The organism is Amycolatopsis keratiniphila subsp. keratiniphila (genome assembly GCF_001620365.2).
Lineage (GTDB): Bacteria > Actinomycetota > Actinomycetes > Mycobacteriales > Pseudonocardiaceae > Amycolatopsis > Amycolatopsis keratiniphila.
On record NZ_LQMT02000046.1, the window covers coordinates 18038 to 31874 of the forward strand.

Below are 13837 nucleotides of genomic sequence, written 5' to 3' on the forward strand. Positions count from 1 at the left end.
CTGATCGCCACCGGGCTGGCCCGGCTGACCGGTCTGCCCCGGCTGGCTCGCCGGAGGGGCCGAGCTCGCGGGCGCGCTCGACGGCGGCGCCGACGACGACGCGGGCGGCGTGCTGGCCGAAGGCGAACCGGGCGCCGGGGACGAAGGCTGCGTCGCGCCGTCCGAAGACGTGGGCGTGGGGCCGGGCGGCGTCGCGGTGTCGGAGTCACCGCCGCCACTGGTCAGGGTGATCCCGCCGATCACGGCGGCGATCACGGCGACACCGACCAAGGCCAGTCCGGCGGCCTTCATCGGCCGGGACAGGCCCGAAAACAGACTCATGAGAGATCGATCCCCAGTCGCCGGGCCGCGCGATTGCGCTGCCGGGCCGCTCGCGTCTTTCGCAGGCGCTTCACCAGCATCGGGTCGGCCTGCATGGCTTCGGTCTTCTCGAGCAGCCGGTTCAGCAATTGGTAGTAGCGCGTCGACGACATCGAGAAGCGTTCGCGGATGGCCTGTTCCTTCGCGCCGGCGTACTTCCACCACTGACGTTCGAACGCGAGCATGTCGAGCTCGCGCTCGCTGAGGCCGTTCACGGTCTCCGACGGGGACGGCTGGTCGGGCTCAGCCATCGACTCCGCGGCGTCCATCCGACTCCTCGCAATCAGGTCAGTGCTCGGCGGGCGTGAAACCACAGGCTTGTCATTCCGCGGCGCCATTAGACCACGGATGCGGCGCCCGGCCTCGGTAACGGCATCGGCGCGTCACGGGTAAGGGTGTACCAGAAGGGTCCGACTAAACTGCGCGCGTGACCGTCCATCCCATCGTGATCGCCGGCGAGCCCGTGCTGCACAACCCGACTCGGGAGATCACCGAGTTCGACGACAAGCTGCGCACCCTCGTCGACGACATGTTCGAGACCATGTACGCCGCCGAAGGGGTGGGCCTCGCGGCCAACCAGATCGGCCTCGACCTGCGCGTGTTCGTCTACGACTGCCCCGACGACGAGGGCACGCGCCACAAGGGCGTCGTGGTGAACCCGAAGCTCGAGACGTCGGAGATCCCGGAGACGATGCCGGATCCGGACGACGACTGGGAGGGCTGCCTGTCGGCGCCCGGCGAGTCGTACCCGACCGGCCGCGCTTCGTGGGCGAAGGTCACCGGCTTCGACGTCGACGGCAATCCGATCGAGGTCGAAGGCACCGGCTACCTCGCGCGCTGCCTGCAGCACGAGACCGACCACCTGGACGGCTTCATCTACCTCGACCGGCTGGTCGGGCGGCACGCCCGGGCGGCGAAGAAGATGCTCAAGTCGAACAAATGGGGCGTTCCGGGCAACTCGTGGTTGCCCGAGGCTCAGACCGACTGACCCTCTCACCGCCGCCCCGCGTGCTATGAACGGTCCGTNNTTGCAAGGAACGGACCGTTCATTGCGTTCACGCGAGGGTCAGCACCCCAGGAAGTGGCACCGCACGACCCTCGGCTGCTCGATCACCTTCCCGGCCTCCACCGACCACGCGAGCCGGAGGTACTGGGCGTGCGTCCAGGCCAGCGGCGTCGCGGACGCGGTCGGCGTGCCCGCCGGGAAGCCCGGCTGCCCCGAAGGCGCGTTCTCGTCCCAGACCTGCTCCGGCATCGTGTCCCCCGAACTGCTGACGCGCCCGAGGTCGCGAAGGCGCTTCGCGGCCGTACCCCGGTCACCATTGGCGAGGTCGTACTCGCCGCGTTCACCCGCGAGCAGCGGCCACAGTCGCCCGAAGGTGGTCCGGCTTTCGGCCGGGAACGTGTAGTCCCACGGCGAGCCGTCGGCCTTCTCGCCGTATCCGTCCTTCGTGTAGCGGTGCCAGAACTGCCCCGTCGGGGTGGTGAACGCGATGTCGGCGTCGGTGACCTTGATGCTGTTCCTGATCACCGGATCGTCGGCGCGGTGGATGCCCAGCCTCACCAGTTCGAGGAATCCGGCGTCGGTCACGGCACGCTGGTCCATGGTCACGCTGGAGTTGCCGAGGTTGTACTTCGTGCCGTTGTTCGCGTTCCCGTCCTTGGTCAGCCGGACGAAGTACGGGTCCTTCGACAGCGGGCCGTTCGTGGTCACCGTCCACTGGGCGAGTTTCGCCTTGAAGGCGTCGGCGGTGTCGAGATAGCGCTTCGCGTCGGCGGCGGCGCCGTTCGCCTTGGCGAGATCGGCCGCGCAGACCAGCCCGGCGATCACCGCGGCGATCGTCGAGGGCGAGTAGCCGTCCTGCTCCTCCCAGCGTTCCTGCTGGCTGTACGGCGACGTGTGTCCGTTGTCCGCCTTGTAGGACAACAGGAATTCCGCCGCCTTGCGCACACCCCGCCAGGTCTTCGCGTCGGTGCGGCCGAGCTGCTGCGCGAGCACGATCGGCAGCGCGGTCTCGTCGAGCTGGATGGACGTCCAGTACGGCGTGCCGTCGACGTGGCTGTTCTGCGGCAGATGCCCGTCCGGCAGCTGCTGCGTGCCGAACATGTAGTCGACCGACCGGTTCGCGGCGTCGCGGTCGCCGGCGGCGAGCAGCCCGGTCGCGATCTGGTAGAGATCACGCGGCCAGACCAGGTGATAGGTGCCCGACGGCGACCATTCCGGGTCGTTGTTGCCGAACCGCCACGGCATGCTCGGCGAAGCGATGAGCGCGCCACGGTGGATCTTGTCCTCGCTCGCCGCGAGCATGAGCACGGACGCCTGATAGAGGTCCCGCTCCTGCTTGGTCTTCAGTGACGACGGCGCGTCCTTCAGCCGACGGAGGTACTGCTTCCAGCCCCGGTCGTACGCGCGTGCGGCGTCGGCGAATCCGCGCCGTAGCGAGGCTTTCGCGTTGGTGAGCGCGTCGGCGTCCTTGGCGCCCATGCCCAGCGAAAGCGTGAAGTCCCGCGAGCGGACCCCGTCGGCGGAGGTCTGCCCGGTGATCAGGACGTTGCCCTTGGCCGCGGTCGCGTAATCCTTGAGGCTGAACGATTTCGTCAGCTGGGTGATGCCATCGGACGAACCCGCGTAGCCCACCGAGGTCCGCGAGAACGCCGGTTCCGCCGCCAGCGCGGCCGCTGTCTTAGCGTCCGATGAGACCGCGTTCGCGCCGTCGGTGCGCGCGGAGTCGTCGGAGCCCTCGTTGGTGAGATCGGGATCCGCGACCGCGTACACCTGATACGGGCGGCCGGTCAGCGAAACGAAGTCGACGTCGATCAGCACACTCGCGCGTGCCGGGTCGGTGACGTAGGTCTTGCGGAGCTTCCACCGGCGCCGGTCGTCGGTGATGGTCTGTTCGTAGGTGAGGCCGCCGGTGCGGCGCACCTGCTGGGCCTTGGCCGAGGAATCGACGGTCGCGAAGCTCGTCCCGTCGGTGACGACGAGGTCGAGCGCGCGAACGGCCGGCGTGGACAGATCCGGGTAGTAGACCTCGGACATCCGGCCGCCCTGCAGGGTGAACCAGACGTTGCTGACCTGTTCTCGGGCGGTGCCGAAGCCGGTCTTGTCGGCAGGCAGCCAGCTCGGATGGACGCCGGGCGCACCTGGCGCCTCACCACCCTGTGCCTGGGCGACCGCTGGGACCAGCCCCGCGATCAACACGCCTGCCAGTGCCGGGAGCACGAGTTTTCGCATATCAACCCCAGACTTCTGTAACGGTGCAGAACCTCCGGAATTCTGTCGTGAATCCCCTGCGCGCACAGGACCCGAACCGGTGAACCACCAACGCTGTCGACAAGTCGCCACCGAGGGCGGGTTGATTGATCCGGCCCCGGCGTGGCATGGTCGGGGCACAACCAAACAACCGCGGGAGCTCGCGCCATGGCGGGCTGAGAGGGCGGCTGGAGTCTTTCTAGGGGACCCGGCGCCGCCGACCGCATGAACCTGACCGGGTAATGCCGGCGTAGGGAGTGAACGTCGTTGACGACGCTTGAGAATGCCCAGGGCATCAAGCCGACCGTGACCACCGGTCCGATCACCGGATCCCGGAAGGTCTACCACCAGACGGAATCCGGTCTCCGGGTCCCCGCGCGGCGGATCGACCTTTCGAACGGCGAGCATTTCGACGTTTACGACACCTCCGGCCCGTACACCGACGACGACGCGCAGATCGATGTCCACAGTGGACTCCATCGGCTGCGCGCCGGATGGGCCGACGGTCGTGAGCACAACACCCAGCTCGGCTGGGCCAAACAGGGCGTCATCACCCGCGAGATGGAGTACATCGCGGCACGCGAGCGCTGCTCGCCGGAATTCGTACGGGACGAGGTCGCGCGCGGCCGCGCGGTGATCCCCGCCAACCGCAAGCACCCGGAGACCGAGCCGATGATCATCGGCAAGAACTTCCTGGTGAAGATCAACGCCAACATGGGAAACTCGGCCGTCTGGTCCTCCGTGGAGGAAGAGGTCGACAAGATGGTGTGGGCCACCCGCTGGGGCGCCGACACGATCATGGACCTCTCCACCGGCAAGCGGATCCACGAGACGCGCGAGTGGATCATCCGCAACTCGCCCGTCCCGGTCGGCACCGTGCCGATCTACCAGGCGCTGGAAAAGGTCAACGGTGAGCCCGAAAAGCTCTCGTGGGAGGTGTACCGCGACACCATCATCGAGCAGTGCGAGCAGGGTGTCGACTACGTCACCGTGCACGCCGGGGTGCTGCTGCGCTACATCCCGCTGACCGCGCGCCGGGTCACCGGCATCGTCTCGCGCGGCGGCTCGATCATGGCGGCGTGGTGCCTCGCGCACCACAAGGAATCGTTCCTGTACACCAATTTCGCCGAGCTCTGCGAGATCCTGCGCGAGTACGACGTCACCTTCTCCCTCGGTGACGGCCTGCGCCCGGGCTCGATCGCCGACGCGAACGACCGCGCGCAGTTCGCCGAGCTGGAGACGCTGGGCGAGCTCACGCACATCGCCCGCGAGCACGACGTCCAGGTGATGATCGAGGGCCCCGGCCACGTGCCGATGCACAAGATCAAGGAGAACGTCGAACTCGAGGAGAAGCTGACCGGCGAGGCGCCGTTCTACACCCTCGGCCCGCTCGCGACCGACATCGCGCCGGCGTACGACCACATCACCTCGGCGATCGGCGCGGCGCAGATCGGCTGGTACGGCACGGCGATGCTCTGCTACGTCACGCCGAAGGAGCACCTCGGCCTGCCGAACCGCGACGACGTGAAGACCGGCGTCATCACCTACAAGATCGCCGCGCACGCCGCCGACCTCGCCAAGGGGCACCAGTACGCGCAGGAGTGGGACGACGAGCTGTCCAAGGCCCGCTTCGAATTCCGCTGGAACGACCAGTTCAACCTGTCGCTGGACCCGGACACCGCGCGTTCGTACCACGACGAGACGCTGCCCGCGGAACCGGCGAAGACGGCGCACTTCTGCTCGATGTGCGGGCCGAAGTTCTGCTCGATGCGCATCACGCAGGACGTCCGCAAGTACGCCGAGGAACACGGACTGTCCACTGTGGAGGCCATCGAGGCCGGTATGTCGGAGAAGTCGACGGAGTTCGCCGAGCAGGGCAACAAGGTGTACCTGCCGGTGGTCAATCCGTGACAGCCACACCCAGGACGGCCCTCACCATCGCCGGATCGGATTCCGGTGGTGGTGCGGGCATCCAGGCCGATCTGCGCACCTTCTTCGCCAACGGGGTGCACGGGATGGTCGCGCTGACCGCGGTCACCGTGCAGAACTCGCTGGGCGTGCAGGGTTTCAGCGAGATCCCGGTCGACGTCGTCACCGGGCAGATCAAGGCCGTCGCCACGGACATGGGCGTCGACGCGGCGAAGACCGGGATGCTGGCGACGGCCGAGATCACCAACGCCGTCGCCAAAACGCTCGACGAAGTCCACATCGGACGCACGGGTACACCGTTCGTCGTCGACCCCGTCGCCGCTTCGATGACCGGGCACGCGTTGCTGCGCGAGGAGGCTTTGGAGGCGATCCGCACCGAGCTCTTCCCGCGCGCCACGCTGATCACACCGAACCTGGACGAGGTGCGGTTGCTGACCGGCGTGGAGGTCACCGGGCCCGCAACCCAGCGGGAAGCGGCGGAAGCGTTGCTGGAGTTCGGTTCCGAGTGGGTGCTGGTGAAGGGCGGGCACCTCGACGCGGCCCAGGACTGCGTGGACCTGTTGTCCGACGGCGAATCCTGGGTCGAGCTGAGCGGCCCGCGCTTCGACACCCGGAACACGCACGGCGGCGGGGACACGATGGCTTCGGCGATCACGTCTTCACTGGCGAAGGGGGCCGATGTGCCGACCGCCGTCGCCGAGGGGAAGCGGTTCATCGAGCGGTGCGTGGCGGAGTCGTATCCGCTGGGGGCCGGGGTCGGTCCCGTTTCACCCTTCTGGCGGCTCTCCAGCCCTTGAGGCGTGCAATGAAAGTGTCTTTCCTTGCAAATTTTGCAAGGAAAGACACTTTCATTGCACGCGTTACCGGATCGTGAAGCGGGGAGCGTCCACCGCCCAGTACCAATCGTTCCCAGCCGCGTAGAGCCGCCAGGTCAGCTTCACCGAACGAGCCCCGGCGGGCACCCGCACCGAAGCCGACGTCGGCACCGAAAGCACGTCGCCACCCTTGTTCACCGTCCCGGACTCCGGCCCGTACGCAAGCACGTTCTGCTCAGGCCCACCGTCGAACGAGGCCGTCAGCGCGCCCCGCTGCGTTCCCTCCTGCCGGTAGTGCGAAACGAACGCGACGTCCACAGTGGACTTTCCGGAGACGTCGAGCGAAGGTGACACAAGGGACGAGTCGAAGGTTCCGCGCGAGGAGGGCGAACCCTTGTCGTCCCACTCGTCCGGGTCCGCGACCGCGAAGACGCCACGTGCCCGCGCGTTCGCCTCACGCTGCTGTCCGGGGGCGGTGCGGGTCCAGAAGTCGTCGGTCGTGAAGGCCCAGCCCTGCCATTCCGTCACACCGGCGGGCATGCCGGACGCGTTGCGCACCGTCCAGCCGCCCGGTGCGTCATGCGTCCAGCCGAGCACTCCGGCCGGGACACCGGTTTCGTCCTGCCGGGGCTTCAGAGCCGCCGCGTCGAAGACGTCCGAAGGTGCGGCGCCCAGCGGGTAGCCGTCGTAGACCGCAGGAGCCGTGATGCCGAGGTGCCGCAGCACCGTCGGCGCGATGTCGACGATCTTCGGTGCCGCGGCGGGGGTTCCGGCCGGAACGGCGCCACCGGCGGCGATCACGAAGGTCATCCGCTCCTCGGGGGTGTCGCCACCGTGCCCACCCGACGGCGTGTGGCCGTGGTCCGAGGAGATCATGATCAGCCAGTCTTCGTTCGCGCGGTCCGCCCTGGCGTCGACGGCGGCGAGCAGGCGTCCGATCAGCGCGTCGTCGGTGCGCAGGCTGGCTTCGTACTGCGAGGAGTCCGCACCGTGCTCGTGGCCGGCGATGTCGGTCTGTCCGAAGTAGACGAACGACGCGTCGGCCTTGTCCTGCTTCAGATGCTTCTCCGCGTCGACGGCCACCTGCTCGTCGGTCTTCTCATAGCCCGCGCTGTCGCCGTTCAGGACGAATTTCCGGTCCTGGCCGGTGCGCAGGATCCGGTCGCCGATCGGCGTCCAGTCGACGGCCGCGTACGTGTCGAGCGCCGGGTTCGCGGTTTCGGCGCGCGCGAGCCAGCTCGGATGCGAGGCGAGATCGTTGCCGGTGAAGGAGTTGTCCTTCACCTTGTGCTTGTCCGGCCAGACGCCGGTGAGGATCGTGGACCAGCCGGGGCCGCTGACGGTCGGCGCCATCCCGCTGCCGTACAACGAACTGCGCGACACGTACCCGCGATTCGCCAGGGCGTGGACGTTCGGGGTGTCGGCGGCCATCAGCTTGTCGAACCGGGCGCCGTCCAGGCCGATGACCAGCACCTTGGGCGTTTTTGCCGCGGCGACGGCGACACCGGACGTCAGCCCGGCGACGGCCACCAAGACCGAGAGGAGGGAAAGCGTTCTGCGCACGTAAGCCTCCAGATAACTTGTTCGAACCAATTGTTCGTCAAGTTAGTGCGCCGAACTGTCTTCCCGATGAAGTCCGCGTGCCGCCGCGGAGGACTTCAGCCGACGGGCTCCATCACCCGCGAGTCGTACTCCTTCCGCGACTCGAGGATCCCGTCGAAGTTGGCGACCGACCATTCGCTGACCGCCATGAGCAGCGTGCCCGCGCTCGCGCCGCGCTCGGTCAGCGCGTATTCGACGGTCGGCGGCGTGGTCGGGAAGACCGTGCGCGTGACCAGGCCGTCGCGCTCGAAGGCACGCAGGTTCTGCGTCAGCATCTTCTGGCTGATCCCCCCGACGGCACGGCGCAGTTCACCGAACCGGTGCGGCCGCCGCGACAGCGCGCCGAGCACCAGCGCGGTCCATTTGTTGGCGAGCAGATCGAGGACGTCTCGGCACGGGCAGTTCCGCAGGTAGATGTCCCACGGGGATTCCGGCACTTCACAGGTGGTTTCCATCAGGTACCTAGTTTACCTTCAAGTGCCTTCTAGCGAAAAGAAACCAAGCGCCCGAGCATGGAAAGCACCTACAACGGAGGAGCTTTCGATGCGCGTCGTGACCCAGCAGCGGTTTGGTGGCCCGGAAGTGCTGGAGGTGACCGAGACCGGCCGTCCCGTCCCCGGCCCGACAGAGGTGCTCGTGCGGGTGCGCGCCGCCGGGATCAACCCGGTCGACTGGAAGACCCGGGCGCACGGCGTCTTCATGGGCGAGCCGCCGTTCGTCCTCGGCTGGGACGTCTCCGGGGTCGTGGAAGAGCTCGGCGTCGGCACGACGCGTTTCGCCGTCGGCGACGAGGTACTCGGCTTCCCGTGGTTTCCCAGGCAGGCGGGCGGTTACGGCGAATACGTGACCGCGCCCGCCCGCCAGTTCGTGCGCAAACCCGCGAGCCTCACCCACGAACAGGCCGCCGGGCTGCCGCTCGCCGGGCTCACCGCGTGGCAGGGCCTGGTGGACCTCGCCGATGTCCGGCCGGGGCAGCGCGTGCTGATCGACGCGGCCGCGGGCGGTGTCGGGCACCTCGCCGTCCAGGTGGCGAAGGCGCGGGGCGTACGTCCTGGGCACGGCGAGTGCGGGGAAGCACGAGTTCCTCCGCGAGCTCGGTGTCGACGAGCCGATCGACTACCGCGACGAGACCGCGACCGTGTCCGACGTGGACCTCGTGTTCGGGCTGGTCGGCGAGCAGAGCGACCTGCGCTGGCTGGACGCGGTGAAACCCGGCGGCCTGCTGATCGCGGTCCCCGGCGGCCCGAGCGAGGCCGTCGTGGCGAAGGCGGAGCAGCTCGGCGTGCGGACGTCGGGGATGCTCGCCGAACCCGATCAGCTCGGCCTGCTGGCGCTGACCGGGCTGGTCGAGAAGGGCGAACTACGCGTCCACGTCGACCAGACCTTCCCTCTCGAAGACGTCGCGAAGGCGCACGAAGTCGGCGAAGGCGGCAGGGTCACCGGGAAGCTCGTCCTGACCGTCTGAGAACGCGCGTGGAAAATGAACCCATGAGCGAGAACCCGAGCCCGCCGTCGGCGCTGACCATCGCGGGGTCCGACTCCGGCGGCGCCGCCGGCCTGCAGGCGGACCTGCGCACGTTCCTCACCTGCGGGGTGCACGGCCTGGTCGCGGTCACCGCCGTGACCGTCCAGAACACCCTCGGCGTGCACGATCGCACCGACATCCCGGCGAGCATCGTCGCCGGGCAGATCGAGGCGGTCGCGGCCGACATGGGCGTCAACGCGGCCAAGACCGGCATGCTCGCTTCGGCCGAGATCATCCACGCCGTCGCCGCGGCGTGCGACAAGGCCGAGATCGGCCGTGACAGCAAGGTGCCGTTCGTGGTCGACCCGGTCGCGGCGTCCATGCACGGGCATCCGCTGTTCGACGAGGCCGGGCTGGTGGCGCTGCGCGACGAGCTCCTGCCGCGCGCGACCGTCCTCACGCCGAACCTCGACGAGGTCCGCCTGCTGACCGGGATGACCGTGACCACCCGCGAGCAGATGCACCAGGCGGCCGTCGTCCTGCACCGGCTCGGGCCGAAGTACGTGCTCGTGAAGAGCGGGCACCTCGTCTCCGACCCGGAATGCGTCGATGTGCTCTTCGACGGCTCCACGTTCGTCGAGCTGCCGGGCGAGCGGTACGCGACGCAGCACACGCACGGCGCCGGGGACACGATGGCGTCGGCGCTGACGGCCGGTCTCGCGAAGGGGATGTCCGTCGTGGAGGCCGCCCGGTACGGCAAGTGGTTCGTCTCGCACGCGGTCGAAAACGCCTATCCGATGGGCGCGAAGGTCGGTCCGGTTTCGGCGTTTTGGCGGCTTGCGCCGGAGCACTGAGCACACGGACGGTTACCATCTGCGCCGTGACGGGACGCGAAACGGTGGCCAGGGTCGTCGAAGACCGCCGCTTCCAGAACTTCATCATCGCGGTGATCGTCTTCAACGCCGTCACCCTCGGCCTGGAGACCTCGACCAGGATGGTCGCCGAGTACGGGTCGCTGCTGCACACGGTCGACTACCTCGCGCTGGGGATCTTCGTACTCGAACTCGGTGCGAAGCTCTACGCCTACCGCGCGAAGTTCTTCCGCGACCCGTGGAACATCTTCGACCTGGTCGTCGTCGGTATCGCGGTGATCCCCACGACCGGCCCGTTCGCGGTGCTGCGGGCGTTGCGGGTCCTGCGGGTGCTGCGGCTGATCTCGGTCGTGCCGTCGATGCGGAAGGTCGTCACCGGCCTGCTCGCGTCGATCCCCGGGATGGCCTCCATCGCCGCGCTCCTCGCGCTGATCATCTTCGTCGCGGGCGTGGTGGCGACGAAGCTGTTCGGCGCCATCTCACCGGAGAACTTCGGCGACCTCGGCACTTCGCTGTTCACCCTGTTCCAGGTGATGACGGGCGAGGCGTGGCCGGACATCGCGAAGGAGATCATGCGGGAAGCACCCATGGCCTGGGTGTTCTTCGTCGCCTACATCCTCGTGTCCAGCTTCGCGGTGCTGAACCTCTTCATCGCCGTGGTGGTCAGCGGGATGGAGGACGAGCTTCGCCAGGACATCCGCGAGGAAGAGGCGAAGCAGGCCGAGACCCAGGCTCAGGCGAACAAGGAGATCCTCGACGAGCTTCGCGCTCTTCGCGCGGAAGTCAGCGCTCTTCGTCGGCAATAAGCGCTTCGAGCGCGGGGAGAGCCGCCGCCAAGGCCGCCTGGTGCTCCGGAGTCAGCCGTTCGAGGCGTTTGCCGAGTTCGTTCACCCGCGTCGACCGGACGCCGGAAACCAGCCTCTCGCCCTCTTCGGTGGCCTCCGCGAGCCAGGCGCGCCTGTCGATCGGGTCCGATTCACGGCTGACGTAGCCCGCTTCGACCAGCGAAGCGACGATCCTCGACATGGTGGCCGCAGCGACGCCTTCCTTCGCCGCGAGATCACCCAGGCGGAGCTGGCCGTAGTTCACGAGGGTGGCGAGCGCCGAGATGGCGCCGTGGCCCGGCCCTGGCACGCCCGCCTGGCGCAGTGACCGGGACAGCCTGCCCACCGCCAGGAACAACCTGCCCGAAACGTCCTGGACCGTTGACGTGGTCACCACTGGCTCCTCTGGGTACACGGCGGCGGGTGCGCCTCCGGAAAGTGCCGTCAACCATACGGGCTTCGGGGGCGTACTCGCTGTGAAGGCCGTGAACCGCACAAAAGGGTTATCGAGGAGGACTGGAGGCGTGCGCCCAGAACCGCCGCGGGATCCGCCCCGCGCCGGCGGCCAGCCGCCCGGCGGTGACGGCGGCCCGCATCGCCGACGCCATCCGTTCCGGATCCGCGGCCCTGGTCACGGCGGTGGAGAGCAGGACGGCGTCACAGCCGAGCTCCATCGCCAGCGTCGCGTCGGAAGCCGTGCCGATCCCGGCGTCGAGGATCACCGGGACCCCCGCACGCGACACGATCAGCTCGATGTTGTGCGGGTTCCGGATGCCGAGACCGGTGCCGATGGGCGCGCCGAGCGGCATCACCGCCGCACAGCCCGCCTCCTCCAGCCGCAGCGCCAGCACCGGGTCGTCGTTGGTGTACGCGAGCACGGTGAAGCCGTCCGCGGCGAGCTGTTCGGCCGCTTCGAGGGTCTCGAACGGGTCCGGCAGCAGCGTGCGGTCGTCGGCGTGGACCTCCAGCTTGATGAGGTCGGTTTCGAGCGCTTCGCGGGCGAGCTGCGCGGTGAGGACCGCTTCGGCGGCCGTGCGGCAGCCGGCGGTGTTGGGTAGCAGGCGGATACCGAGCCGCCGAAGCAGTTCGAGGACGCCGGAGCCACCTTCGGCGTCGGCCTTGCGCATGGCGACGGTGGTCAGTTCCGTTCCGGACGCCACCAGCGCGCGTTCCAGCACGGCGAGGTTGCCCGCGCCGCCGGTGCCGATGATCAGCCGCGACGAGAGCTTGTGCTCGCCGATGACGAGTTCGTCACCGTTCATGTCAGCCTCCTTGCACAGCGGTGAGGATGTCGACGCTGGCGCCCTTGCGCACCACCGATTCCGGCCAGTCGCCCCGCCGGACGACCACGCCGTCCACCGCGACCGCGACGCCCCGCGTCGCCGTGCCCAGCGCCTCCAGCACACCCTCGACGGTGGTCCCGTCGGGGAATTCGCGCCACTGGCCGTTGACCTGGATCTCCATCACACCCGCTCCTCGCTTCGCCGCGACGGCGTGGCCGCCGCGACCTCGTCCGGCAACGGCCGTCCGTCCAGCCAGGCGACCGCGGCGTCCGCGGTGACCGGGGCCATCAGGAGACCGTTGCGATGGTGACCTGTCGCGGCGAAGACACCTTCGCCCAGCTCACCGATGAAAGGCATTGTGTCGACACTCGCCGCGCGAAGCCCGGCTGCGGTCTCGACGAGTTCGTATTCGGTCAGGCCCGGGAAGACGCGCTCCGCGCCTTCGAGCAGCTCACGCACGCCTCGGACGGTGACGGTCTCGTCGAAACCGGCCTCGTACTGGGTCGCGCCGAGCACGAGCTGCCCGTCGTCGCGCGGGACGAGGTAGATCGGGCGGCCCTCGACCATCGCGCGGACGGTCCGCTTCGGCGGCGGCAGGCAGCCCCGTCGCGGCCGCAGGCGGAGGATCTCACCCTTCAGCGGGCGGACGGCGCCGTCGAGCGCGGGGTGCAGGCGCCCGGTCCAAGCGCCCGCGGCGAGGACGACGTCGCCTTCGAGGCCTTCGAGCTCGGTGACCGTCTCGTGGCGGAACTCGACGCCGTGCACGGCGCACGCGTGTTTGAGCGCGTGCAGCAGCTTTCTGTTGTCCACGGCGAGATCCCCGGGCACCAGGAGTCCACTTCGGACTGTTGCGGCGAGACCGGGCTCGGCGCGGCGCGCTTCGCGGCCGGTCAGCCGCTCGACCTCGCGGCCGAGTTCGGTGAGGTACGCGGCGAGCATTTCGAGGTTGCCCGCGTCGGCGCTGTCCAGCGCGACGACGAGCGTGCCGTGGGGGGAAAGGCCCGGATCGACACCCTCTTCGGCCAGGTCACGGGCGAAGTCCGGCCAGCGCCGCAGCGACGCCTCACCGAGGGCGAGCACTTCTTCCTCGCCGGGCCAGGCCTCGGTGACCGGCGCGAGCATGCCGCCCGCGAGCCACGACGCGCCTCGTCCCGGATCCGGGTCGTACACGGTGACGCGACGACCGCGCGCGGACGCGCGCCAAGCGACCGAGAGGCCGATGACCCCGCCGCCGACAACCGAAAGTTCTGCCATGAGATCACGCTCCCTGCGCCGGCATGACCCGGATCAGGTTCCACGGTCGGAGCGGTCCCGGCTCCCTCTCAGCCCGTCCTCGGGCTCCCGTGCGGACCACCCCACCGTAGCGCGCGAGTACCGTCGCCGCCATGCCCACCCTGTCTGGTTCGCCGATCCGCGCCCGGCTCGCGGACGCCC

Annotated in this window: 13 protein-coding genes, 2 pseudogenes and 1 riboswitch; of the genes and pseudogenes, 6 read left to right on the top strand and 9 right to left on the bottom strand. The window is 68.9% G+C overall.

Annotation, left to right across the window (positions count from 1 at the left end):
* Together AVR91_RS44125 and AVR91_RS40585 are read right to left on the bottom strand one after the other, a co-directional pair.
* Positions 1–321, bottom strand: a pseudogene (locus AVR91_RS44125) (LytR C-terminal domain-containing protein); the annotation flags it as partial.
* A complete protein-coding gene (locus AVR91_RS40585; RefSeq protein ID WP_005160574.1) occupies positions 318–629 on the bottom strand; it encodes a DUF3263 domain-containing protein in 312 nt (103 codons plus the stop codon). The gene AVR91_RS40585 and the pseudogene AVR91_RS44125, both read right to left, overlap by 4 nt.
* Before the next feature lie 158 nt (positions 630–787).
* On the opposite strand from AVR91_RS40585, the gene AVR91_RS40590 reads away from it, so the two are divergent.
* On the top strand, positions 788–1348 hold the full coding sequence (locus tag AVR91_RS40590; protein WP_063277729.1) for a peptide deformylase: 561 nt from the start codon (positions 788–790) through the stop codon (positions 1346–1348).
* A gap of 78 nt (positions 1349–1426) precedes the next feature.
* Here the strand turns inward: AVR91_RS40590 and AVR91_RS40595 are convergent, their stop codons facing one another.
* Positions 1427–3595, bottom strand: a complete 2169-nt coding sequence (locus AVR91_RS40595; RefSeq protein ID WP_063277730.1) for a glycoside hydrolase family 15 protein — start codon at positions 3593–3595, stop codon at positions 1427–1429.
* Positions 3596–3880: 285 nt separating this feature from the next.
* Between AVR91_RS40595 and thiC the strand changes: the two genes are divergently transcribed.
* Together thiC and thiD (AVR91_RS40605) are read left to right on the top strand one after the other, a co-directional pair.
* A complete protein-coding gene (gene thiC / locus AVR91_RS40600; RefSeq protein WP_016337620.1) occupies positions 3881–5524 on the top strand; it encodes a phosphomethylpyrimidine synthase ThiC in 1644 nt (547 codons plus the stop codon).
* Entirely contained in the window at positions 5521–6339 is an 819-nt protein-coding gene (gene thiD / locus AVR91_RS40605) for a bifunctional hydroxymethylpyrimidine kinase/phosphomethylpyrimidine kinase (protein ID WP_063277731.1), read from the top strand. The genes thiC and thiD (AVR91_RS40605) overlap by 4 nt, the downstream gene beginning before the upstream one ends.
* A 63-nt stretch (positions 6340–6402) precedes the next feature.
* On the opposite strand, the gene AVR91_RS40610 is transcribed toward thiD (AVR91_RS40605), so the two are convergent.
* The gene (locus tag AVR91_RS40610) at positions 6403–7920 is read right to left on the bottom strand and encodes an alkaline phosphatase family protein (RefSeq protein ID WP_063277732.1); all 1518 of its coding nucleotides are present in this window, start codon (positions 7918–7920) and stop codon (positions 6403–6405) included.
* Between the two features lie 95 nt (positions 7921–8015).
* Complete coding sequence (locus AVR91_RS40615) at positions 8016–8414, bottom strand: winged helix-turn-helix transcriptional regulator (RefSeq protein WP_172843557.1); 399 nt, start codon at positions 8412–8414, stop codon at positions 8016–8018.
* Positions 8415–8502: 88 nt separating this feature from the next.
* Between AVR91_RS40615 and AVR91_RS40620 the strand changes: the two are divergent.
* From AVR91_RS40620 to AVR91_RS40630, 3 genes and pseudogenes are all read left to right on the top strand, one after another.
* A pseudogene (locus tag AVR91_RS40620) lies at positions 8503–9424 on the top strand (NADP-dependent oxidoreductase).
* Positions 9425–9447: 23 nt separating this feature from the next.
* Entirely contained in the window at positions 9448–10278 is an 831-nt protein-coding gene (thiD, locus tag AVR91_RS40625; RefSeq protein WP_063277733.1) for a bifunctional hydroxymethylpyrimidine kinase/phosphomethylpyrimidine kinase, read from the top strand.
* Between the two features lie 26 nt (positions 10279–10304).
* A complete protein-coding gene (locus AVR91_RS40630; RefSeq protein ID WP_063277734.1) occupies positions 10305–11102 on the top strand; it encodes an ion transporter in 798 nt (265 codons plus the stop codon).
* Here AVR91_RS40630 and AVR91_RS40635 read toward each other — a convergent pair.
* From AVR91_RS40635 to thiO, 4 genes are all read right to left on the bottom strand, one after another.
* Entirely contained in the window at positions 11080–11514 is a 435-nt protein-coding gene (locus AVR91_RS40635; protein WP_063277739.1) for a MarR family winged helix-turn-helix transcriptional regulator, read from the bottom strand. The two genes, AVR91_RS40630 and AVR91_RS40635, sit on opposite strands and share 23 nt — an antisense overlap.
* A 109-nt stretch (positions 11515–11623) precedes the next feature.
* Entirely contained in the window at positions 11624–12382 is a 759-nt protein-coding gene (thiG, locus tag AVR91_RS40640; RefSeq protein ID WP_063277735.1) for a thiazole synthase, read from the bottom strand.
* A 1-nt stretch (position 12383) separates the two neighbouring features.
* Positions 12384–12584, bottom strand: a complete 201-nt coding sequence (gene thiS, locus AVR91_RS40645) for a sulfur carrier protein ThiS (RefSeq protein ID WP_016337629.1) — start codon at positions 12582–12584, stop codon at positions 12384–12386.
* Positions 12584–13657, bottom strand: a complete 1074-nt coding sequence (thiO, locus tag AVR91_RS40650; RefSeq protein ID WP_063277736.1) for a glycine oxidase ThiO — start codon at positions 13655–13657, stop codon at positions 12584–12586. The genes thiS and thiO overlap by 1 nt, the downstream gene beginning before the upstream one ends.
* Positions 13651–13758, bottom strand: a riboswitch (TPP riboswitch). (Overlaps the previous gene by 7 nt.)
* Positions 13759–13837: the final 79 nt, after the last annotated feature.